This is a genomic window from Sulfurospirillum cavolei (genome assembly GCF_001548055.1).
GTDB lineage: Bacteria > Campylobacterota > Campylobacteria > Campylobacterales > Sulfurospirillaceae > Sulfurospirillum.
In genome coordinates, this window is sequence record NZ_AP014724.1 from 1,174,194 (window position 1) to 1,197,448 (window position 23,255).

The following is a 23,255-nucleotide window of genomic DNA, read 5'->3' on the forward strand; positions in this document are numbered from 1 at the left end:
TTTATTCGGGAACATTTTTGAGGTGAACCGGAAGCCCTTGCGCGTCCATGGAAACGACGCCGACCGCGGGCAATCCCATTTTAAGCGTCGGCTGAGGCTCTTTGGGCTTGACATGTAAAGCAAAAACGCGTTGAATTCGATCGCTCGGTACGCTGACTTCTTTGGGCGTAAACTCCGCTCGTTGTTCGATGCGAACGACGTTTGAGGCTATCGGCTTATCCGGAGTCGCATCCAAAAAAATGACCGCTTCATCTCCTACATGTAGCTTTCCGTTTTCTTTGGTATCGACAAAAATCTTCAAGTACAACGAGCGAGGGTCCAACAAGGTCGCCACCACGCTTCCCGCACCCACGACTTCGCCGACGTTGGCGATTTTTTCAACCACGACGCCGTCAATAGAGGAGCGTAACGTCATTTCGTTCAAGACGGCGTCGATTTGACGTTTGGAAGCCCTCAGCGCATCGATACTTTGGCGCATCGCCTGAAGCGTTTGTTGTTGGGCATTCGCTTTCGTATGCTCACTTTTCGCGACTTGAATCGCCAAAGACGTTTGCGCACGTTTTTGATACAACGCGTCTAACGTATTGTGAGCCGTTTTGTATTTTAAATCGGCGGTTTCGATTTGACGCTTTTCGATGAGGTTTTGTGCATAAAGGTTTTGAACGCGTTCCAAATCGCGTTTGTCTTGTTCGAGCGAGCGTATTTGCGATGCAATGCTCTTTTCAAGCTCTTCGTGCTGGTGTTTGCGAATTTGAATCGTATCGTTTGCCTGACGCAACGTTTCGCTTATCGTCGTTTCCGCAACGTTTAGTTCCGTCTCTTTGGCATTGATTTGTGCTTCGATTTGATTTTTTTGCGCTTCGTACTCATCGCTTTTCAAAACGGCGATAATGTCGCCTCGATGCACGGCTTGTCCCTCTTCAATATCGATACGTTCGATTCTCCCGGCATACTTGGCATTCAGATTGATTAAATCGCCGTCCATACGCCCCGAGCCGAAAACGAGATTGGGAGCGAGTGTTTGCGTGCGAAGTTTCATGAAAATGAATCCCGAAGCTCCGAGGAGCAAAAGAACGATCAAAACGCCTAAACGATACTGTTTGATTTTTTCCAACATAAGCACTCCTTCTTTCGACACACGTTTAATTATATAACGAAAAGGGTATAACTTTGCCTAATTAAGAGCAAATTAATCCAAGCAGGACTACCATTTTATCGATTCGTCCCTCGTTTAAAGGAGTAATAATGCGATGGTTGTTTCTCTCGACAATGCTACCGGCATGGCTCTTTGCACAGACTTACGGCGAATTGCTGAGCCTTTTGGAGTCTAGCTTCCGTTACCAAAGCGCGCAAGCACTTGAAAATGCTTCCGAAGCCTTGTATCAAGCCGCCAAAGGAAAAAATTTACCCTCGCTCGATGCGACCTTAAGTGCAATCGAATGGAACGATACGCCGACGATGACGCTCAATATGCCGCCTCTGTTTTCGGGCATTACCGCACCGGTAGGTACGCGCAGACACCTTGAGGGCGCACTGGTGTTAACGTACCCTCTTTTTAGCGGATTTGCGATCTCCGCAACGATCGACAAAGCCAAATTGGAAAGCGAACAGGCCTCTTTAAAACGTTTCAATCTTAAACGCAACCTTGCCTTACAAACCACGGCTCTTTACAGTGCCGTTATTGCCGAAACCAAAGCGATCGGCGCGTTAAAAAGTTCCGAAAACGCCATCGAAAAAGCCTATTTAAAAGCCAAAGGTTACTACGAAAACGGACTTTTAGCCCAAAGCGAACTTTTTGCGATAGAGGCGAAAAAATACGATATTCACGCGCAACTCATTGATCGCCAAAACCTACGCGAACAGTACCTCAATCAACTGGGAACACTGTTAAATACGAAAATCGTCACGTTACACGACGAAACGTCGCTTGAGATGCACGCGCCGAGCGAAAATGAAGCATTAACGTTTGCGTTGGAAGAGCGCGAAGATATGAAAGCGATGCAAAAATCCGTCGACGTCGCGCATAAAAGCATCGAGCTTGCCCAAAGCAAATACTATCCAAACGTCGCTCTTGTCGGTGCGATTAAACACCAAGGCGATTCGTTGGCGTTAAACGGAGACGGGTATACAAATGCCGATAAAAGCTATGCGGGAATGAGTATTTCGTGGAATCTTTTTAACGGTATGAGCGACCGCCAAACGCTTGAAGCGGCACGAGCTACGCAAATGTCCGCTTCTTTTGAGCTCGCAGCGTATCAAAGCGAGATTCAAACAGAAATTCAAAACGGTTTTTTGGAGTTTCATACGCTTGAAGCCAAACTGCAAAGTGCCAAAGAAGAGCTTCGTGCAAGCGATACCTACACCGCTCTTTCGCAAGGACGTTTCGACAACCAACTCATTAGCGCGGACGAACTCTCCCGTGCGATCGCCTCCCGTGCCGCCGTCGAAGCCAAAGTCGCTTCGTTGGAGAGTCAGCTTTTTAACCAAAAGGCTCGCTTATGGCTTTTGTGCGGTTGGAGTGTTTTTGAAACAAGAGTGCTTCCGCATTTATAACCAACACGACATACCGCAACGCATGTTTGGTGCAAAGCATCTTTTAGAAGAAAAAGAGTAAGATGCACGAAACATTTTAAGAAAAAGATCATGGAAGCGGAACTACTCGATTTAATGCGCCAATACGGCTATATCATTCTCTTTTTTTGGAGTATATTGGAAGGCGAAAGCGGTCTGGTGATGGCGGGACTTTTTGTGCATACCGGCGATATGGCGTTGGTTTGGGCGATTACAACGGCGGGATTGGGTGCGTTTGTCGGCGATCAAATCTACTTTTATTTAGGGCGATTTAAAAAAGAGTACGTCATTCGCAAATTTGGTTCTCAAAAGCGCAAATTTGCCCTTGCGAAGCTTTTACTACGCGAATACGGCGGATTTATCATCTTTATTCAACGCTATCTCTACGGTCTTCGTACGATTTTACCGCTTTGTATCGGGCTAATGGGGTATTCGCCGCGGTATTTTGCGATTTTAAATGGAATCTCCGCATGTTGCTGGAGCGCGATTATTATTGTGCCCGTCTGGTACTTCGGCGATACGATTTTATCGCTTATCGCTTACGCTAAAACACATTGGTACTTTTTCGTTCCCGTTGTCATCCTCGGTATCGGATTTTTCATAGGTTTTATTCGTCGACGCTCCGCCCGAAGCAAAGTCCTTAAATCTCGATCCCGAAGTAATGTTTGACGACGTAGCCGATACCAAAAGAGATTAAGGCGACGCCGAACGTAATGTACGACATTTCGCGTACGCGTTTCCAAAATGCCAACTCTTTGGCGACGCTAATGTAAAAGTTATATGCAAAAATTGCCGCAAGTGCCGCACAAAACATCCAAAATATCGACATGTAAATTGCATCGAACAGAAAAAACGGCAACACGAGCAACGCCGTCGTGATAATATACGAAATGCCCGTATACAGCGAATACGTCATCGCGCTAATGTCTCCGTTTGGTGTCTCTTTCGACTCCAAGTATGCCGATCCCGCCATCGAGAGTGAAGCGGCAATACCCATGATAAGGCCGGTCACGCCTACGACGCTACTTTTTTCAAAGGCAAGGGCAAGACCGCTTAGCGTACCCGTGAGTTCGACGAGGGCATCGTTCATTCCCAAAACAATCGCACCGGCATAGAGCAGTTTTTTGTCGTGAAGCATATCGATCAATTCGATTTCATGATGCATCTCTTGTTCGTAAATATCGTTAGCCTTAGGATCGATTTCGATGAGCTCTTTGTAAAACTGCTTAGCACCCTCTTCGCGGTTTTCCAGAAATTTAAGCGTAAACGAAACACCGAGAATTTTGGAAAGTAAAAGGTAAAAAAGCACGACAAACGAGCGCGGTCGTAACTCTTTTTGCGTAAATGAGCGAAGATAGGCATAATGTCCCTGCTCTTCTTTGGCGATTTTACGAAAAATCTCTCGGTTGGCTTCGTGTTTTTCCGATCGTGCGAGCATGCTGTAGATCGTATAATCGTCTATTTCGTTTTGTTGTTGCTTGAGTGCTTTTTGGGTATTGACGGTTTGTTTCATGATCTTTCTCCTGATGCAACATTATACTCAAGTCCGAATAAGAGAATGCGTATGATTTTTTTGACATGTAAGGAAAAGGTTGTGCTATAATGTCACCGCTAAAACGCGGGTGTAACTCATCGGTAGAGTGTTAGCTTCCCAAGCTGAAAGTAGCGGGTTCGATTCCCGTCACCCGCTCCATAACCTCTTAAAACCTTCCAAAGGTATTTTCGTGAAAGAGAAACTTCAAAAGATCGCCCGCCATCCCGTAACGAAAAAAGTCCTATCGGACATGAAACCCGAAAAATCTTTTTGGGGAATATTCGGTGTGTTTCTCTTTTTTATCGCTCCCGAAATTATCGCCTATTTTTGGGCATCGGATATTGTTCATTTTGCCCAAAACGGTTTAATGACGCATCCTTCTCTTGTAGAGCGTTACACGGACGAACTGTTGATTAAACTTTTTGAAGACGGTGTCAGTTATCTCAATCTTTGCGTCGGTATCGCTTTGTTTATTTGGCTATTTTTTTAAAACGTATTCTTTGCTTTTTGGACGATTATTATTCTTAATGCAAACGGAGTTTAATGTTTACCCTTTCTTTAGAAAAAGCATTACAGGTATATCGGTCGTCTTTTAGCGATCATTCCAAATTCGGCGTTAACCTTCAAAAAAGCGGTTTAGATGAGATCGATATCGTTGTTCTCGAAAAAGATATATCGGTGCAAAACGTCACGCCTCTAAAATTTGATTTTTACGTTTTTTTATTATCGATCGAAGGAGATTTGCTACGCCATATCGATCAGTTTGATTATAAAATTTCCAAGTATTCGTTTCAACTGCTTCCGCCCAATACGTTTTATTCGTTTGAAAATATTAGCCCGATTACCAAAACCTATATTATCGCTTTTAAAGCGTCTTACCTTCAAGATTGTTGCAATACGAAAATCGTACACTCGCTCTTTGATTTTCATAATACAAATATGAGTCCTATTACGTTATCGATGTCTTTATATCACCGCGTTATTAATATGTTTGAAGATATTTACCAAGCCCTAAAAGAAGGTGAAGAAGAGAGTCATTTCTTGGTTAAATTGATCTTGATGCGTCTTTTGCTGTTACTCAAAAATGATAAAATCAACCAAAATAAATTGCATTTGACTCAAAAAAGTAGAGCTTGGCAATTGACGTATCGCTACTTGGATCTTATTGAGATGCATTTTTTGGAAGATAAAAAAGTTTCCGATTATGCCAAAAAACTGGGAATTACCTCGAAACATCTAAGTGAGACGACTAAAACGACGCTTGGAAATCATGCTTTATTTTATATTCATCAGCGTCTGTTGAAAGAATCTCTCTATCTTTTAAAGTATTCCGATTTATCGATCGTACAAATTGCCTCAAAACTCTCTTTTCAGACACCTTCCGAATTTTCGCGTTTTTTTAAAACATACTACAAAATGACACCCAAAGCATTCCGATTAGGAATATGAGTTTTTTGAATCGGATTCCGTATTTTTGTATACAAAAGTATTTTTTTGTACTTTTCTTCGAGCTTATAAATAGATAATATTTTTAAAAATATTTTTAGAAATGGAGTCGTACATGAGTATCGGAAAACAGTTAATGACAATGCTATGCGTTGCTATTTTGGGGATTATCGCGGTTTTTAGTATCGGAATCCAAAAGATGGAACAGGTTTACACGAAAACGAATACATGCAATGTTAATTCTTTGCCGAGTATTATCGTAATGGGAAATCTACAACAAAGTATGTATCGTATTCGGCTTACGATTTGGGAACATATGAGTACAGATGATATGAAGGATATGAAAAGGCTTGAAGAGCAGTACCGTAAATATAAAGTTGATTTTGAAAGAGATTTAAAAAGTTATGAAAGCCTTCTTTCCGATGCTAAAGATAAAGAGCTTTATGACAAAGAAAAAGAGTATTTTATGCAATATGCTGCTTTTATTGAAAAATTTTTTGTGTTATCTAATGCTCATCAAAATCTTGAAGCAAAAGCATTAATACTTTCAAATCGTTCCATTGCTCAAAATATGACGAAAACGATTGAAGAACATATGACCTACAACCAACACCTCGCCGAAAGTGATGCAAAGATGGCGGTAGAAGCTAAGAACAGCGCCTCCTCGATGATGATAGGACTTTCCCTAATCGTAGCTTTGAGCGTGATTGTCTTAGGCGTGATGATCCGTAATAACGTTATGCAAGGAGTGCATCTGATACGTGATAGTATCCGTGGATTCGTTCAAAAAAAAGAGTTGAAGTTTCGCATCCATTACGGTAAAAAGAATGAGATTCAAGAGATCGTCAATAGCTTTAATACGCTGGTGGATACCTTAGAGCATATTATCGAAGACGTTAAACGCTCTTCCAGCGAAAATGCTTCGGTTTCGCATGAACTCTCCACCACCAGTATGCAAATCGGCAGAAACGCCGAAAACAGTACCGTAATCGTTAACAATACGATTGAAGAGATCGTATCGATTAAAAAGTTTGTTCAAGAAACGGCGATCCTCTCCGAATCGATGAAACAAAGTATCGCCCTTGCGGGCAATAAACTTGAAGCCGCCAAAAATGAAGTAATCCAACTGAAAAACGAAGTCGAACTTGCCAGTGAAGCCGAAAGTGCACTTGCCGGACAATTGGAGCAGATGAGTAAAGATGCCGAACAGGTCAAAGAGATCTTAACCGTCATCTCCGATATTGCCGATCAAACCAATTTGCTTGCACTCAATGCCGCCATTGAAGCCGCTCGTGCGGGAGAACACGGAAGAGGATTTGCGGTGGTTGCCGATGAAGTACGTAAACTTGCCGAACGTACCCAATCGTCTCTAACCGAGATTAACGCAACGATTAACGTCATCGTTCAATCCATCGTTAACTCTTCGGATAAGATGAGTAAAAATGCTCAAAACATTCGTCATCTAGCTTCGGTTTCAACCAATGTCGAAAATACCATTATCTCTACGACTTCGGTTATGAACGAAAGCGTAGCATCGGTAAGCGTGAGTGCCGATAATTCTCATAAGATTGCTAAAGATACCGATAAGATCGTTGATCTTGTTACCAATATCAACGCGATTACGAGTGAAAATGCCAGAAGCGTCGAAGAGATCGCCTCTGCGGCCGATCATCTCTCCAAGTTAGCGGAAAATCTCAATGCTAAGCTGGGGCAGTTTCAGTAAGCTTTTAAAAACGACATGTAAAGAGAGGACTCTTTACATGTCATAGTTTTTAAAGTTTTTTTAATGCCTCATCGGCGTATTTGATACCGAGTTCATATGCTTTTTTGTTCTCGGGATGCACTTTTTCGGGCACTTTGGAAAGCATGACTTCGCGGACGAGATCGTGAGGAAGCACTTTGGTCATTTCAACGGTAATCGCCAAGGCAACGACGGATTGCGTAATGACGTTTCCGACCTCTTCTTTGGCTATCGTAATCAACGGTATTTCGATGATTTTCCATTTTTGACGATCTTCTTCACTTGTTTTAACGAGATTAGGTTCGACGACAATGAGCCCGCCCTCTTTAACGCCGTTTTTAAATTGATTGAAACTGACTTGCGCCGTAGCGATCATAAATTCAATTTCGCCTTCGTTGGCATATGGAAATAAGATTTCACTCTCATCCAACAAAATATCGACCTTCGTAGGTCCTCCGCGCACTTGAGAGGTATACGTCGATGCTTTAACGCCGTATCCGCCCTCTTTGATCTTTGCGACCGCTAAAATCTCTCCCGCTAAAATAACGCCTTGACCGCCGACGCCCACAAAACGTAATTGTCTTCTCATTCAAGGCTCCTTATAGCGCTACGGTTGTTTTATTTTGAGCGGCGTAAATCACTTTATCGTACGCTTCGCAATATTCGAGTTTGCCCTCTTCTTGCTTTAAAATGCCCGTCGGAAATTTACCCGCACGCTCTTCTTCGCTGAGAAGGTCAAACTTGTTTTTACCGACGATGCGGCTTTCGATCCATGCAAGATTTAAGACGGCCTCGCCCATTTTGTTTTTTCGCCCCAAGTTAATATGGCAATTGGAAAAGACGTCGAAGAATGAATACCCTTTATGCGAAAAGCCGGCGACGAACATTTTTTCCAATTTTTGAGGATCGAGTACGGATTCACGGGCAACAAAGGTCGCTCCGGCGGCATCGGCTAGCTTTGCGGCATCAAAACTCGGATCGACGTTACCGTAGTTGGCCGTCGACGTCCACATACCCTGCGGTGTCGTCGGACTTGTTTGGGAGTTGGTCAAACCGTAAATGAAGTTATTGATCAAAATATGGTTCAAATCGATATTTCTTCGACAGCCGTGAATCGTGTGGTTACCGCCGATGGCCAATCCGTCGCCGTCACCCGTAACGACGATAACGTGTTTTTCGGGATTGGCAAGTTTAATGCCCGTTGCATACGCGATAGCACGACCGTGCGTCGTATGCACGGTGTTGCAATCGACATACGAACTAAAACGTCCGCTACAGCCGATTCCGGAGACGACGCACACGTCATCCATATTCCAACCCATTTTATCGATAGCGCGAATGACGGATTTTAAAATAACGCCGTCGCCGCAACCCCAACACCAAAGTGTGGGCATTTTATCTACCCGTAAATATTTATCGTAATTAAACGCCATTAGAACATCTCCTTCACTTTGGCAACCATCTCCAAGGGAGCGATCGGACGACCGTTTGCTTTGTGCAGGGTCGCAAAGTCGTTTCGCTTGATAACGCGCTCGATTTCTTCGAGGTATTGTCCCATATTGAGCTCGGTGACCATGATTTTTGAAAAACGTTTACCGATTTCTTGCAATTTTGCTACCGGACTCGGCCAAAGCGTAATCGGTCTAAAAAGTCCCGCTTTGATGCCATCGTTTCGAAGTTTCATCACCGCTTCTTTTGCACCGCGGCTAATACTACCGTAAGCAATAATACAGACTTCGGCGTCTTCGAGCATAAACTCTTCGTATCGTACCAGATCATCGGCTTTAGTTTTGATTTTATTGGTTAAACGTTCGATATTGTATTCGCACATTTCGCCGTCTTCGGTCGGAAATCCTTTGTCTCCGTGATGCAATCCCGTAACATGGTAATGATACCCTTTAAAAAAAGGATTGAGTACGGCAGGCTCGGCAGGTGCGGCGGCATAGGGTTTATATTCCGCAGGATCGCCCGTAAATTCGGCGCGTTTGATCACGCTTTTTTCGACGTCCGCTAAATCGGGAAGAATCGCTTTACCGTGCATATGACCTAAGGTTTCGTCTAAAAGCACAAAGACGGGCGTCATATACTTTTCGGCGATGTTAAACGCGCGTATTGTTTCGGTATAGGCCTCTTCCAAACTTCCCGGACATAAAGCAATCGATGCGTAATCGCCGTGCGTAGGATACTTTGCTTGCCCGATGTCCGCTTGCGAAACGCGTGTCGGAAGGCCCGTTGAGGGACCGCCGCGCATAACGTTGACGATGACCAAAGGGATCTCCGCGATAAAACTATAACCGATTTGCTCCGCTTTGAGGGAGATTCCAGGACCCGAAGATGCGGTCATTGCTTTCGTTCCGCTCATAGAAGCGCCTAACGCGACGCAAATACCGCCGATTTCATCTTCCATTTGGATAAATTTACCCCCGACTCGGGGTAAAAGTTTGCTTAAATCTTCCGCAATTTCACTTGAAGGCGTAATAGGATAGCCTCCGAAAAATTTACATCCGCATTCAACCGCCGCTTTTGCTACCAGTGCATTTCCGCTTGAAATTACTTCTCTTGCCATCTTGCTTCCTTATGCACCAAGTTTTCTAAATTTATTTTTTTTGACCGCTTCGGCGCGCTCTTTGGCGGCTTCCGAAAGCTTTGCAAATTTAAATTCGCTTTTATCGGCGACGTAAATCGCAAAATCAGGACAATGTAATTCGCAATCCCGACATCCGATACAGGCTTCGGGTTCTACGACTTCTATCATCGAACCTAAGGTCGAATTGGGTGCTTGGACCATCGCTAAAACACCGGCCGGACACAGACTAACACAAATATCGCATGCTTTACACCTTGAGACGTTGACCCATACGGGCGTATTGCTCGGTGCAGTGATTAAACCCATCCTATCGTTCTCCTTTACTTAACATAATGCTTGTTTCAAAAAAGAGGATACGGTTGGCATAAAACGACCGTACCTCATGGACGAAAATTTTATCATTTCAACACTTCGGCTATCTTTTTGCCGATTTCCGCCGGAGATTTCACGACATGTACGCCTGCTTTCTCCAATGCTTCCATCTTTTCGGCCGCCGTTCCGGAGCTTCCGCTCACGATCGCGCCGGCATGTCCCATACGTTTTCCTTTAGGTGCGCTTTGTCCGGCGATAAAAGCAACGACGGGTTTGGAAATATGCTCTTTAATAAAAGCCGCGGCTTGAATTTCAAGATCTCCGCCGATTTCTCCGATTAAGACGATCGCTTTTGTTTCGGGATCGGACTCAAACATCGCCAATAACTGTTTGTATGAAAGTCCGATAATCGGATCGCCGCCGATACCGACCGCCGTCGTAATACCGTACCCTTCGTTACAGACTTGATTGGCTCCTTCATAGGTTAACGTTCCGGATTTACTGATCAATCCGACACAGCCTTTTTTAAAAATAGCTCCCGGCATAATGCCGATTTTACACTCTTGTGCGGTAATAATTCCGGGACAGTTAGGACCGATCGTCTTCATACCTTTTTTGACGGCGTATGCTTTAACGCGTTGCATATCGCGAACCGGAGAACCTTCGGTGATGATCACGGCTAGTTCGATACCCGCGTCGGCGGCTTCCATGACGGCATCGGCGACAAAGGCAGGCGGTACGAATACCATGCTGACCGTTGCACCCGTAGCGCGAACGGCTTCGGAGACGGTATTGAAAACGGGTTTGCCTAAATGCTCACTTCCCCCTTTTCCCGGAGTGACGCCACCGACGATTTTCGTACCGTAGGCAAGGCATTGTTCCGCATGAAAACTGCCCTCTTTTCCGGTAAAACCCTGTACGATAACTTTCGTGTTTTTATCGATTAAAATACTCATGCGATCTCTCCTTTAGCGGCGGCAACGGCTTTCATCGCGCCTTCTAGAAGATCCGTCGCACTGATAATATTGGGTATATGGGCATTTTTAAGAATTTCGGCGGCCTCTTTGGCATTGGTACCGTCCAAACGGACGATCACGGGAACGTGAACGTCAATAAGTTTCGTCGCTTCCAAAATACCGTTTGCAATACGGTCGCAACGTACGATACCGCCGAAAATATTGACGAAAATCGATTTGACGTTAGGGTCTTTGAGAATAATTTCAAATCCTTTGGCTACGGTTGAGGCATTGGCTCCGCCGCCGACGTCCAAAAAGTTTGCAGGGAATCCGCCGACGTAATGAATCGTATCCATCGTTCCCATCGCAAGTCCGGCACCGTTAACCATACACCCGACGTTACCGTCAAGCTTGACGTAGCTTAACCCAAATTCGGATGCTTCGCGTTCAATAGGATTTTCTTCGCTTAAATCGCGCATCGCTTCGATTTCCGGATGGCGAAACAGCGCATTGTCGTCAAAACTCATTTTTCCGTCCAACGCAACGAATGTACCGCTTTTGGTTTTGACCAGAGGATTGATTTCGATGAGTTCGGCATCATTTTCCATGTAGACTTTATACAGTGATGCGGCAAAGGCACTAAAAGAGGCTATGGCTTCTTTCTCCAACCCGAGTCCGTAAGCAAGCTCGCGTCCGTGAAACGGCTGGAATCCGATAAACGGATCGACGGCAACTTTGATAATTTTTTCGGGAGATTCGGCGGCGACTTTTTCAATTTCCATACCGCCTTCACACGATGCCATAATCACGGGCATTTCACGAGCGCGATCAAGAACGATTCCAAGATAAAGTTCATCGGCGATATCCACACCTTCTTCGATGTACACTTTATGAACCACTTTACCCGCAGGTCCCGTTTGGTGCGTTACGAGCGTCATTCCCAAAATTTCGTTTGCGAGCGTTTTGACCTCTTCAAGACTGCGTGCCAATTTAACGCCACCGCCCAACCCTCGACCGCCCGCATGGATTTGCGCTTTGACGACCCATAGCGTGCCGCCTAGTTTTTGTGCGTTAGCAACCGCCTCGTCTGTCGTACAGGCAACATGTCCGTTTGGAGTAGGAACATTGTATCGTTTAAAAATCTCTTTCGCTTGATACTCGTGAATATTCATAAAACCTCCATTTTGCTTTCATTTTTTCGTTTCTTGGGTATGACTCTAATGTGAATCTAACACCTTAGTCAATTAAAATATCAACTATATCTTTTTTTTGCTACAGATTTAAGTTTAGCTTATCCGTAGACTACAGGGTTTTTGTGAAAAAATTACTCTTATGGAGCGTTTGAATCAAGCTATCGACGGAAGCAACGCTTTTGGCGAATTGACTTTTTTCATCGGCGTTTAACGGTAATTCGAGAACTTTTTCCATACCGTTAGCACCGAGTACGACGGGCACGCCGTTCACTGTATTGTTGTAACCGTATTCTCCCTCCAATAAAACGGCACACGGAAAAATAGCACGCGAATCGTTTAAAATCGCTTCGATCATTTTAACCGTAGAGTTCGCGGGAGCGTAATATGCGGACGTTCCCATATATTCGATGATTTCTGCACCGCCGTAACGCGTTTGCGTAATAATTTCGTCAATCTCTTCTGCCGTTAAAAGATCGGTTAGCGCAACGCCGTTGACCGAAGAGTAACGCGGAAGCGGAACCATATCGTCTCCGTGTCCGCCCATCACGCTGGCGGTAACTTGCCCGTAACCGAATCCAAGTTTTTGAGAGATAAACGTTTCCATTCGTGAACTGTCCAAAATGCCTGCCATACCGAGAACTTGATTGCGCGGGTATTCGCCGACTTTGAGTGCCGTATAGACCATGGCATCTAGAGGATTTGAGACCATGATAACGACGGCTTGAGGCGCGTATTCGCGTACTTTTTCGATAATTTCGCGCGTAATAGCGGCATTAATCATCAAAAGATCGTCTCGACTCATACCCGGTTTTCGAGGACTGCCCGCCGTAACGACGACGATATTGCTACCGACGATGGCATCGTATTCGGCGGAACTGTAGATTTGCGTGTAACTGCCCTCCGGACTGGTTGCTTGTAAAATATCGATCGCTTTACCTTGCGCCATATCGTTGTCGCGGTCGATCATCACGATTTCACGGCAATATTTTCGCATCGCAAGCCAATAACAAACGGTAGCACCGACATTTCCCGTACCGATAATGGAAACTTTTTTACTGTGTGACAAACGCTATCCTTCTAAAGTGTTGTAAACAATGAAAACGTCTTACGCATTGAGCGTTTCAAGTGCGCGATTCAACGTGGCACTCGGACGCATAGCGGCATTGGTTTTGTCAAAATCGGGTAAATAATAGCCTCCCATATCCACGGCTTTTCCTTGAACCGCATTGAGCTCGTGAACGATGAGTTCTTCATTTTGAGCAAGCGTTTGTGCCAAAGGTTGAAATGTTTTTGAAAGCGACATGTCAATCGTTTGTGCCGCCAATGCTTCTGCCCAATATAAGGTCAAATAAAAATGGCTTCCGCGATTGTCTAGCTCGCCTACTCTGGAAGAAGGCGATTTGTTGTTATCTAAAAATTTTCCGGTTGCCGCATCGAGCGTTTGTGCTAAAAGAGCCGCTTTGGGATTGTCGGAAACATGGCTTAGATGTTCCAAAGATGCCGTAAGTGCCATAAATTCGCCTAAAGAGTCCCAACGCAAGTGGTTTTCTTCGACAAATTGCTGTACGTGCTTAGGTGCAGATCCTCCCGCACCCGTTTCAAACAAGCCGCCGCCGTTCATCAACGGAACGATGGAAAGCATCTTAGCCGAAGTTCCCACCTCTAAAATCGGAAATAAGTCGGTTAGATAATCGCGCAACACGTTCCCCGTTACCGCAATCGTGTCTTGACCTTTGACGATACGTTCCAAAGAGATACGAATGGCTTGTTCGGGCGACATAATGCGAATATCAAGTCCGGTTAAATCGTACTCTTTAAGATACTTTTCGACTTTTTGAATCATTAAAGCATCATGAGCGCGCTGTGCGTCGAGCCAAAAAATTGCCGGCGTTTGGCTTAATCGCGCACGGTTGATCGCCAATTTGACCCAATCGCGAATCGGTGCGTCTTTGGCTTGACAACCGCGGTAAATATCGCCTTTTTCGACCGAATGTTCGAGGTAGATTTGACCGCTTACGTTATCTACGACGCGTACGACGCCTTCGTTTTGACACACAAAGGTTTTATCGTGAGAGCCGTATTCTTCAGCTTTTTGCGCCATTAAGCCCACATTGGGAACCGATCCCATCGTTCGCGGATCGAGCGCACCGTTTTGTTTACAAAACGCGATCGTCTCTTCATAAATGCGTGCGTAGCAACGATCGGGAATTAAAGCTTTGGTCTCATGGAGCTTCCCGTCTTTGCCCCACATTTTGCCCGATTCTCGGATACAAGCGGGCATCGAAGCGTCGATAATGACGTCGCTTGGAACGTGAAGATTCGTAATGCCTTTGTCGGAATTTACCATCGCAATTTCAGGTCGTTTGGCATAACACGCTTGCATATCGGCTTCGATAGCAGCTTTTTGCGCTTCGGGTAAAGAGGCTAATTTGACGTACAAATCGCCCAAGCCGTTGTTAGGATTAACGCCCAGTTCGTCAAAAAGAGCGGCATGTTTTTCGAAAACGTCTTTAAAAAATGTACGCAAAGCGTATCCGAACATAACGGGATCGCTGATTTTCATCATCGTCGCTTTTAAATGCAAAGAGAGCAGAAGGTTATTTGCTTTGGCATCGTTCATTTGCGCTTCGTAAAAAGCGGAGAGTTTTTTGGCACTCATAAACGTAGCGTCGAAAATCTCGTCTTTTTGCAGAGGCAAACTCTCTTTTAAGACGCTAACGCTTCCGTCCAATGCGACCAATTCGATGCGTACGCTTGTCGCTTCATGCATCATCACGGATTTTTCGTTACCGTAAAAATCTCCCTCACGCATGTAAGCCACTTCGGCGCGAGACTCTTTGGTCCATGCGCCCATGCGATGCGGATGTTTACGGGCATACTCTTTGACGCATAAAGGAGCGCGTCTATCGGAGTTTCCTTCGCGTAATACGGGATTGACCGCACTACCTAAGACTTTAGCGTAGCGTGCTTTGATCTCTTTTTCGTTTTCGTCGGTCGGATTTTCGGGGTAAGAAGGAATCTTAAAACCTTTGTCTTGAAGCTCTTTAATCGCACTGAGCAGTTGCGGAAGCGATGCGCTGATATTGGGTAACTTAATAATATTGGCTTCGGGTTTGGCGGCAAGTTCTCCTAAATAGCTCAAATCGTCGTTTCGCTTTTGCGTTTCGTCCAGTCCTTCCGGAAAATTTGCCAAGATACGTCCCGCAAGCGAAATATCTCTGGTTTCGACGTCGATATTTGCCGTTTTGGCAAAGGCTTTCACGATCGGAAGGAGTGAATACGTCGCTAATGCCGGTGCTTCATCCACAATCGTATAAATCATTTTGCTTTGAGTGTGAGCCATTTAGGTACCCCTTTAAAACTAATTTTCGCTAATGCTATCACGTTATTAATTAAATTTATATCACTAGAGTTTTACAAAAACTCTAAATACGTCTTAAAAGCAAAGCTTTCAAGACTACGCTAACGCTGAGTTCTCCTCGGCGGAGTGCCCACGCAACCCTTGGTGCTTTTATTTTTTGCAAAATGCGTTTTGCAAAAACTCTACTCTTTTTTTATATTTTCCAAATGCGTCTCATAATTTTGGGAAAAGGTATGCGTTCCGTTTTTATTTTTGACAAAATAGAGATAATTCGTCTGTTTTGGAAAAATAGCGGCAAAAATCGCTTCTTTGCTGACGCTACAAATCGGCTGAGGCGGCAAACCTTTGTACATGTAAGTATTGTAAGGCGACGTATCTTCTCGAATACGTTGCGGCGTGATTTTCGTATGCGAGAATTGCCCGTAGTTGAGCGATCCGTCCATTTGGAGCTTCATCTCTTTTTTCAGTCGATTGTAGATGACGGACGAGACGAAAGGCATCTCTTCGTTATTGGCGGCTTCTTTTTGGATAATCGACGCAATAATAATAAATTTGAGCCATTTTTGCTCATTAAATTCGCCGAAGATTTTTTCAAAAACGTCTTTATGGTAACGTTTGGCATGCGCAAACAAAAAGTGGATCAGCTGTGCTTCTTTGATACCGACAGGAATGTAATAGGTCTCCGGAACGATAAAACCGTCCGCATAGGGCGTAGCTTTGGCGTATTCTTGCTGCAACGTTTCGTACGATAAATTAAACTCCAATGCCAATTGCGCCAGTAAAAACTCTTTCGTTTCGCCAGGAATATAGGTAATAATCTTCAAAGGAGCTTTGGAATGGCTGAGTTTATACAGAAAATCGCCGCGCGTTAAAACGCTCTCTTGGATACTGACCCAACCGGCTTGCGGTTTGCCGATCAAATCCAAAAGGTATTTATCGACGCGTGCGTGCAAATCAAAGTTTTTATCAACCATATATGTTATAATTTGCCCAATCGAGCCCTGCGGGACAAATGCTACCGACGTAGAACTCATAGGTCTTGATAAGTGAAACAAAAGTGCATATATGATTATTAACGCGACGTCGCATACCATTAAAAAAATTTGGATTCTTTTTTTATTCATCGTTCTCTTTTTTGTTGCTTTTATCGCCACGCTGATGCATGGTCTTTTTATAGAGAGTTTACGTCTACCGAACGTAAAAATCGATCAATTATATATGAAACTAGATAAAAAATTGATTGTGAACATCCAAACGTTGACGATCGATAAATCAACGTCGGCGGATACCTCTTTGGAAGAGAGCGCATTGATTCTTGAAAATTTTCCGTACCTCAATCAATTTTTTAGCCATATCGATATTCAAACGATTGTCTACGACAACGAAACGTTTTCACTTTTGTACGATAAAGCCCTTTTCAGTTTGGAAAGTCAGCATTTAAACGTTAAAGCGCGTATGGAAGCGTTGGATAAACATCGCTTAACGATTTTTCTGGAAGAGGCTTTTTTAAAAGATTTCGCCTTACATGTCAACGGTATCTTTTTTACCGATCTTTCACGTTTTGAGTCAACATTTGAGGGGCATTTTGAGACTTTCGGCATTCAAGGCGAAGCCAAGATCGGGCTTGAAAAAGACCTTCTTTCGTATCAACTCCAAAGTGAACCTTTTACGCATCGATCACTAAGCGATTTGATGAATTTTTTGGTCACGCAAGTCGAACTCGAACCGATCGTGAAAGCATGGATTCATGAAAATATCGTTGCTAAAGAGTATCGTTTGACGCATTTAGAGGGAAAATTCGATTTGAAAACGCAAGAGTATTTTCCTTTAGAAATGAAAGGCGAAGCGATCGTCAGCGATGCCAACATTACGTTTGCCTCACATGTTACGCCGGCACATGCCGATGAAATAGGCATTAAGCTTGATAAAGACACCTTGTTTTTTGCACTTCGCAATCCGATTTACGAAGCCAAATCGCTTTCAAAAGCCGATATTCATATCTATAATTTGCTTACGAAAGGCACGGGAATCGTCGTTGATCTGGCGACCAAAGCACGCCTAGACGCTTCTATACATAAAATTTTACATACTTTCAAAATCGACGTACCTTTGGTACAAACATCGGGAATGACCGAGGCGTCGATCAAGCTGGATATCCGTTTTTTACCGTACGATCTCAATGCAACGGGACTCTTTAAACTTTCCCCTAGTACGTTTGAGCTGAACGGACTTCCCATGTCGACGCGTTCGGGTAGCGTTGAACTCAATAATTTTAACGTCAAACTCAATCAAACCAACCTTCGGTATAAAAATCTTTTCGATATCGATACGACGGGACGCTTGGATACGAAAACGGGCGTATACGACGGAAAAGTCGATATTCATTCACTTTTGATAGATTTTAATGGAAATACCCTTCTTAATGCAAAAGAGATACGTGACCTAAACGGTTCGTTTCGCATCGACGACAATGCAACAACCTTAAGTTTACCGTCGCTTCAAACCGCGATGCGTTTCGGTAAAGCGACCAATTTTTTTGAGATAAGTGATCTTTCGCTCATACGCCCGCTTTCGCCTTTGATGCAAGAACATAATCTTTCGCAAGGAAACTTGAAACTTCAAACCGACGATTTTCAAAAATTTCGTGCCGATATTCTTTTGGACAACGTCGATTCCGTCTTAATCGAGAACAATCAAACACGCAATCGCTTTGATATCGCATTTGCAACCGACGGCAAAGTCATCGATGCCTACACGAAAGATCGTAAACTCTCCGTCCACTACGATAAAGAACTTGCGATACGCTTAAAAGATATTAACCTTTCCGTTCCAGAGGGCAATGCGACGTCGCAAATGCCGATTAAAACGACGATTTCGGGAGAAAATGCTTCGTTTCTCGATCAAAACCGAAGTGCGTTTCTTTTGAGTGATAGGTACACGCTCATTCTCTTTCTCGATCAAACCCAATTACGCTCGTCTTTGGGAAAATCACTTTTCAATTACGATAAAAAACGTGATCACTTAACGATCAATGCAACCGCAATGGATGATAATATGACCAACCGGCTTTTCAAAAAAGCCTATTTTAAAGAAGGCAATTTTTCGCTTGATATTGAAGGCAAAGACGATAAACACATGCAAGGTACGTTTATCATGCATAAAACCTTGATTAAAGATTTAAAATTTTTCAATAACCTGATGGCAACGATCAATACCGTCCCTTCCCTGCTCGTTTTTAACGATCCGAGTTTCAATAAAGAGGGATATTTCGTCGAAAACGGATACATCGAATTTTCGCAAGAAGATGAGAAGATGACGATTAAAGAGCTGCAATTACGAGGAAACAATACCGACATTACCGGAGATGGAACGGTTGACTTTACGGCCGGTACGCTTGATCTAAACCTTCAAATCAAAACCTTAAAAACGTTTAGCTCCGCTTTGGATAAGATACCGATCGTCGGCGGCATTATTTTAGGCGAAGACGGCAAAATAGCCACTAGAGTCAACGTAAAAGGCTCGATAGACGATCCGAAAGTAGAAACGCATCTTTTGATGGACACGATTAAAAGTCCGGTTAACGTGATTAAACGAACGCTCGAATTGCCTCTAGAGCTTTTTAAATAAACGTCTTTAACAAGCGTAAAAGTTCCGGCACGTTTCGGGCGCGAAGCGAAGCTTCTTGGGCAGTTCCATATCCCCACTCCGCGAAAATAAAGTCGATTCCGGCATTTTTGGCGGCACCTTCGTCTTTCACGCTGTCGCCGATTAAAAGCGTATCGTTCGGTTTTGCGTCGACTTCACGCATTAAATACTGCACCATTAAAGGGCTCGGTTTAGGCTCCAAGACGTTATTGCCGCCGACGATCGCGCTAAAATATTCGGCTACATGTAAGGCTTCTAGCATACGGCGCGCAAAAAAATCGCTTGCATTGGTTGCGATGCACAAATGCGCTTTAGCGTTTAGTTCATGCAACATCTCTTTGACGCCCGGATAAAGAACGCTGGTAATCGAGCTTTGCATGTAATGTTCTTTAAACAATGCACGATGGTTCGGATCGTATTCGTCGGTACCGTAAAAAATCATCGGAAGATGTTGATCGGGCTGGTTAATATGATACTCTAACTCTTTTTTCCCGATAGGCGCAAGTCCGATGCTATCTCTTACAAAATTGACGCTTTGCGTCATAGCGGCACTCGAATCGATCAACGTACCGTCCATATCGAAAATAATGCATTTTTCTTTCATAGGATTTTAGTCTTGAATCCGTTGACCTAAGATCAAAAGGTCTTTATCGATCCCCTCGATCGTAGCGATGCGGCTTAGATTGCCCCACTCTTTGAAACCGATTTTCTTAAATAACGTCAAACTTGCGATATTTTCGGAAAAAATCAAGGCTAAAAGCGTTTTAATGCCGATAGATTTTGCACGCTCTATCGCTTCGCCGAGAAATTGCTGTCCGAGTTTTTTACCTTGAAAATTTTTATCGATGTAGATATTGATACGCGCCGTATCTTGGTAGGCTAACAAATTGGCGTAAAAAGGCTGAATGCTAATCCACGCGATAATACGTCCGCAATACTCTTTAACGAGCATCGGACGTTGTGCCGTATGTGCGTAAAACCACTCCAGTTTTTCATCGATTCCGACCGTCTTGCTATCGGCAGTCGAAATACCGTCTTTGATCGCTTCGTTGTAGATTTTAATAATTTCCGCCAAATCGTCGATGGTTGCTTCTCGTAGCGTTTGTAACATACAGGGCAATCCTTAAAGTTGAATAATCATCCCTGATTATACACAATGCTCTCTTAGTCTAGCTTTACTCCATTTCAAGGCGCATTAAAAGCATCTCTTCGCCGTCGATAATACTCACGTCGCGACTTTGACATGTCGGGCAGATGAGCTCATAATGTTCCAAGGTAGACTCTTGCTTACACTGCTCGCATCGTACGACGACATCTTGTACATGTACCGTGAGTTGGGCATCGTGACAGATTGTTTGTTCTTTAAACGTCTCGAAAGCCGTTTCCAAAAAGTGGATTTCGACGCCGCTTAATTTGCCGACTTTAATCTCCACTTTCGTAATTTTCGTTGCACGGTTTTGGCGTGCGTTTTTTTCGCAGAGCTCCAAAAGCGCATTGACGATCGAGAACTCGTGCATTAGCAAATCCTCGGCAATAACTCACCTTTAGGCGGTTCTAAAAAGCGTTCTGAGCCCCACGGCGTTTGTAAAACGACTCTACCTTCAAATCGATCGTCCACGTCGCCGATCAGAGCACTTTTGGAGGTCTCTTCAAAGCGTTTGAGTACCTCTAACGCTTTGGCAACTTCGCTTTGCGGAAGTGCAATCAGCATTGTCCCTTCATTCGCAAACTCGTAAGGCTCAAACCCTAAAAGTTCGCACATTCCTTTAACTTCGTTAGCAACGGGAATGTCTGCTTCCCTAACATGGATACCGACGTTTGACGTTTGCGCCCATTCATTGAGTACCGCACTCACTCCCCCGCGCGTTGCATCGCGCAGTGCATGGATTTTAATATCGGCGTCGATTAAAGCTTCGATGCTTTTCCATAACGACGCACAATCGGTTTTCAAGTCGCTTTGTAACTCCAGCTCTTCGCGCATCGCCAAAATACACGCTCCGTGGTTTCCGACTTCGTTCGTTACGATGATCGCATCGCCTTGGCGTAACGCATGCGCCGAAATACCCTCTTTCAGCACTTCTCCGACACCTGCGGTATTGATGAAAATACCGTCGACGCCGCCTTTGGGAACGACTTTGGTATCTCCCGCCACGATTTTAACGCCGCTTTTTGCCATCTCGTCGCGCATAGAGACGACGATTTCTTCGAGCTTGTCGTACTCAAATCCTTCTTCGATCATAAACGCACATGTTAAATATTTAGGACGTGCTCCCATCATCGAAAGGTCGTTGACGGTTCCGGCAATGGCTAATTTCCCGATATTTCCTCCCTTAAAAAAGAGCGGCGAAACGGTAAATGAGTCGGTCGTAAAAGCGATTTTTTCGCTTTTCATCGTTAAAACAGCCGCATCTTCCATGTGTAATAAAATATCGTTGCCGAAATGTTTAAAAAAAAGGTTTTTAATCAGACTTTGCGTCTCTTCGCCGCCTCCGCCGTGAGAAAGTAATATTTTTGTACTCACGCTTTCGCTCCTTTAAGGTTCAAATTGCCGTATTTAAAATATGCCGCACATGCCCCTTCGCTTGAAACCATGCACGAACCCATCGGATTGCTCGGAATGCAGGCTTTTGCGAAAACTTTGCAGTCGTACGGCTTCGCGCGCCCTTTTAAAATATCGCCGCAAATACACATTTTATGGTCGTCCAACAACACTTTGGGAAGAATGTCGTCAAAAACGACTTCGGCATCCATCGCAGCATAAGCGGGTTTAAGTTTTAACGCGCTGTGGGCAATGTCGCCGATACCTCGCCATCTAAAATGGTCTCTTTTTTCAAAATAGGTTTTTACCAAAGCTTGCGCTTTGAGGTTTCCTTCTCTAGAAACGGCTCTGGCATATTGGTTTTCCACTTCGGCTTTGCCGTGATTGATTTGACGTACGATACGCAGTACCGATTCCATCACGTCGGTCGGTTCAAAGCCCGCTACGACTACCGGCGTGCGATACGCTTTTGCGATCGGCTCGTAAATTTTATATCCCGTAATCACGCTGACATGTGAAGGTCCTAAAAACGCGTCGATCTGAGCATCGCCGCCGCTCATAATCGCGTCAACCGCTTCGGGGACGCTGACGTGATTGATATGAAAAAAGATATTTTTTAGCCCTAAACGCAAAGCTTGTTCTAGGACGACCGCACTCATAGGTGTGGTCGTTTCAAATCCTATGGCAAAGAAAACGACGTTTTTATCGGGATTGTCTTGTGCAATCTTGATGACGTCCAAAGGCGAATAGAGCGAACGAATATCGCATCCATCCGCCCGTAACTTTTGTAAAGAGCTTTTGCTTCCGGGGACGCGTATCATATCGCCGAGCGTCGCTAAGATCGTGTTCGGCATGAGCGCTAACGCAATCGCGTGATCGATGCGCTCTTTGGGCATAATACACACGGGGCATCCCGGCCCGTGAACAAATTCGATATTATCCGGTAAGAGTTGAGGAAGTCCGTATTTCATAATCGTATGGGTATGTCCGCCGCATACTTCCATAATATTGATTTTGCGCGTACACTCTTTGCGAATGATCGCCGCCAACGCTTTCATATGGACGGGATCACGAAAACCTTCGATGAGATCGACTTCAGGCATAATGGCTGTTTCCTTCGTCTTCGTCGATTTCTCCGTTTTTCATCGCCTCCGCGATTTCGTTATACGCGGCAATGCTGTCTTCGGCCTCTTCTTTGCTGATCTTATTCATCGCAAATCCGACGTGGATTAAGACGTAATCGCCGACATGAACGGGTTCGCTAATCAAATCGAGCGTCACTTGGCGTCTAACGCCCAAGGTATCTACGGTTGCATAATTGTTTTCGTCGATTTCCACGACTTTAGAGGGAATGGATAGGCACATAACGA

Annotated in this window: 23 protein-coding genes and 1 tRNA gene; 7 read left to right on the top strand and 17 right to left on the bottom strand. The window is 44.4% G+C overall.

What is annotated here, in order from left to right; genetic code table 11:
- Position 1: 1 nt before the first annotated feature.
- A complete protein-coding gene (locus UCH003_RS05920; RefSeq protein WP_231964820.1) occupies positions 2–1,117 on the bottom strand; it encodes an HlyD family secretion protein in 1,116 nt (371 codons plus the stop codon).
- A gap of 128 nt (positions 1,118–1,245) precedes the next feature.
- Between UCH003_RS05920 and UCH003_RS05925 the strand changes: the two genes are divergently transcribed.
- On the top strand, positions 1,246–2,553 hold the full coding sequence (locus tag UCH003_RS05925) for a TolC family protein (protein ID WP_060825796.1): 1,308 nt from the start codon (positions 1,246–1,248) through the stop codon (positions 2,551–2,553).
- A gap of 90 nt (positions 2,554–2,643) precedes the next feature.
- Positions 2,644–3,240, top strand: a complete 597-nt coding sequence (locus UCH003_RS05930; RefSeq protein WP_060825797.1) for a DedA family protein — start codon at positions 2,644–2,646, stop codon at positions 3,238–3,240.
- Here the strand turns inward: UCH003_RS05930 and UCH003_RS05935 are convergent.
- Positions 3,212–4,084, bottom strand: coding sequence for a VIT1/CCC1 transporter family protein (locus UCH003_RS05935; protein WP_060825798.1), 873 nt, complete (start codon positions 4,082–4,084; stop codon positions 3,212–3,214). The two genes, UCH003_RS05930 and UCH003_RS05935, sit on opposite strands and share 29 nt — an antisense overlap.
- Before the next feature lie 105 nt (positions 4,085–4,189).
- On the opposite strand from UCH003_RS05935, the gene UCH003_RS05940 reads away from it, so the two are divergent.
- From UCH003_RS05940 to UCH003_RS05955, 4 genes are all read left to right on the top strand, one after another.
- Positions 4,190–4,264 (top strand) — tRNA-Gly (locus UCH003_RS05940).
- Positions 4,265–4,295: 31 nt separating this feature from the next.
- On the top strand, positions 4,296–4,595 hold the full coding sequence (locus UCH003_RS05945) for a hypothetical protein (RefSeq protein WP_060825799.1): 300 nt from the start codon (positions 4,296–4,298) through the stop codon (positions 4,593–4,595).
- Between the two features lie 53 nt (positions 4,596–4,648).
- Complete coding sequence (locus UCH003_RS05950) at positions 4,649–5,554, top strand: helix-turn-helix domain-containing protein (protein WP_060825800.1); 906 nt, start codon at positions 4,649–4,651, stop codon at positions 5,552–5,554.
- A 112-nt stretch (positions 5,555–5,666) separates the two neighbouring features.
- Positions 5,667–7,274, top strand: coding sequence for a methyl-accepting chemotaxis protein (locus UCH003_RS05955; RefSeq protein ID WP_060825801.1), 1,608 nt, complete (start codon positions 5,667–5,669; stop codon positions 7,272–7,274).
- A 49-nt stretch (positions 7,275–7,323) separates the two neighbouring features.
- Here the strand turns inward: UCH003_RS05955 and UCH003_RS05960 are convergent, their stop codons facing one another.
- The 9 genes from UCH003_RS05960 to mltG all read right to left on the bottom strand — a co-directional run bounded on the left by UCH003_RS05960 (position 7,324) and on the right by mltG (position 16,876).
- On the bottom strand, positions 7,324–7,881 hold the full coding sequence (locus tag UCH003_RS05960; RefSeq protein ID WP_060825802.1) for a 2-oxoacid:acceptor oxidoreductase family protein: 558 nt from the start codon (positions 7,879–7,881) through the stop codon (positions 7,324–7,326).
- Between the two features lie 10 nt (positions 7,882–7,891).
- Complete coding sequence (locus UCH003_RS05965; RefSeq protein WP_039674905.1) at positions 7,892–8,725, bottom strand: 2-oxoglutarate ferredoxin oxidoreductase subunit beta; 834 nt, start codon at positions 8,723–8,725, stop codon at positions 7,892–7,894.
- On the bottom strand, positions 8,725–9,858 hold the full coding sequence (locus tag UCH003_RS05970) for a 2-oxoglutarate synthase subunit alpha (RefSeq protein ID WP_060825803.1): 1,134 nt from the start codon (positions 9,856–9,858) through the stop codon (positions 8,725–8,727). The genes UCH003_RS05965 and UCH003_RS05970 overlap by 1 nt, the downstream gene beginning before the upstream one ends.
- Before the next feature lie 9 nt (positions 9,859–9,867).
- Entirely contained in the window at positions 9,868–10,185 is a 318-nt protein-coding gene (locus UCH003_RS05975) for a 4Fe-4S dicluster domain-containing protein (protein ID WP_060825804.1), read from the bottom strand.
- Positions 10,186–10,277: 92 nt separating this feature from the next.
- Positions 10,278–11,147 (bottom strand): succinate--CoA ligase subunit alpha, encoded by an 870-nt coding sequence (gene sucD, locus UCH003_RS05980; RefSeq protein ID WP_060825805.1) that lies wholly within the window; start codon positions 11,145–11,147, stop codon positions 10,278–10,280.
- Positions 11,144–12,319 carry an ADP-forming succinate--CoA ligase subunit beta gene (sucC, locus tag UCH003_RS05985; protein WP_060825806.1) on the bottom strand — a complete coding sequence of 392 codons (1,176 nt, stop codon included), beginning with the start codon at positions 12,317–12,319 and terminating at the stop codon, positions 11,144–11,146. The genes sucD and sucC overlap by 4 nt, the downstream gene beginning before the upstream one ends.
- A gap of 130 nt (positions 12,320–12,449) precedes the next feature.
- Positions 12,450–13,406: a malate dehydrogenase gene (gene mdh / locus UCH003_RS05990; RefSeq protein WP_060825807.1), complete on the bottom strand. Its 957-nt coding sequence runs from the start codon at positions 13,404–13,406 to the stop codon at positions 12,450–12,452.
- Positions 13,407–13,445: 39 nt separating this feature from the next.
- Positions 13,446–15,683: an NADP-dependent isocitrate dehydrogenase gene (locus tag UCH003_RS05995; RefSeq protein WP_060825808.1), complete on the bottom strand. Its 2,238-nt coding sequence runs from the start codon at positions 15,681–15,683 to the stop codon at positions 13,446–13,448.
- A gap of 200 nt (positions 15,684–15,883) precedes the next feature.
- Positions 15,884–16,876, bottom strand: a complete 993-nt coding sequence (gene mltG, locus UCH003_RS06000) for an endolytic transglycosylase MltG (protein WP_432416387.1) — start codon at positions 16,874–16,876, stop codon at positions 15,884–15,886.
- Between mltG and UCH003_RS06005 the strand changes: the two genes are divergently transcribed.
- The gene (locus tag UCH003_RS06005) at positions 16,767–19,328 is read left to right on the top strand and encodes a DUF3971 domain-containing protein (RefSeq protein ID WP_060825810.1); all 2,562 of its coding nucleotides are present in this window, start codon (positions 16,767–16,769) and stop codon (positions 19,326–19,328) included. The two genes, mltG and UCH003_RS06005, sit on opposite strands and share 110 nt — an antisense overlap.
- On the opposite strand, the gene UCH003_RS06010 is transcribed toward UCH003_RS06005, so the two are convergent.
- The 6 genes from UCH003_RS06010 to UCH003_RS06035 form a co-directional block, all read right to left on the bottom strand.
- Positions 19,321–19,950: an HAD family hydrolase gene (locus UCH003_RS06010; RefSeq protein ID WP_039674889.1), complete on the bottom strand. Its 630-nt coding sequence runs from the start codon at positions 19,948–19,950 to the stop codon at positions 19,321–19,323. The genes UCH003_RS06005 and UCH003_RS06010 overlap by 8 nt on opposite strands.
- A gap of 6 nt (positions 19,951–19,956) precedes the next feature.
- Entirely contained in the window at positions 19,957–20,457 is a 501-nt protein-coding gene (locus UCH003_RS06015; protein ID WP_039674887.1) for a GNAT family N-acetyltransferase, read from the bottom strand.
- A gap of 64 nt (positions 20,458–20,521) precedes the next feature.
- Positions 20,522–20,863 (bottom strand): hydrogenase maturation nickel metallochaperone HypA, encoded by a 342-nt coding sequence (gene hypA, locus UCH003_RS06020; protein ID WP_060825811.1) that lies wholly within the window; start codon positions 20,861–20,863, stop codon positions 20,522–20,524.
- A complete protein-coding gene (gene hypE, locus UCH003_RS06025; protein WP_060825812.1) occupies positions 20,863–21,867 on the bottom strand; it encodes a hydrogenase expression/formation protein HypE in 1,005 nt (334 codons plus the stop codon). Before hypE ends, hypA begins: the two co-directional genes overlap by 1 nt.
- Positions 21,864–22,988, bottom strand: a complete 1,125-nt coding sequence (gene hypD / locus UCH003_RS06030; protein ID WP_060825813.1) for a hydrogenase formation protein HypD — start codon at positions 22,986–22,988, stop codon at positions 21,864–21,866. Before hypD ends, hypE begins: the two co-directional genes overlap by 4 nt.
- Positions 22,981–23,250: a HypC/HybG/HupF family hydrogenase formation chaperone gene (locus tag UCH003_RS06035; RefSeq protein WP_039674882.1), complete on the bottom strand. Its 270-nt coding sequence runs from the start codon at positions 23,248–23,250 to the stop codon at positions 22,981–22,983. Before UCH003_RS06035 ends, hypD begins: the two co-directional genes overlap by 8 nt.
- Between the last annotated feature and the right edge of the window lie 5 nt (positions 23,251–23,255).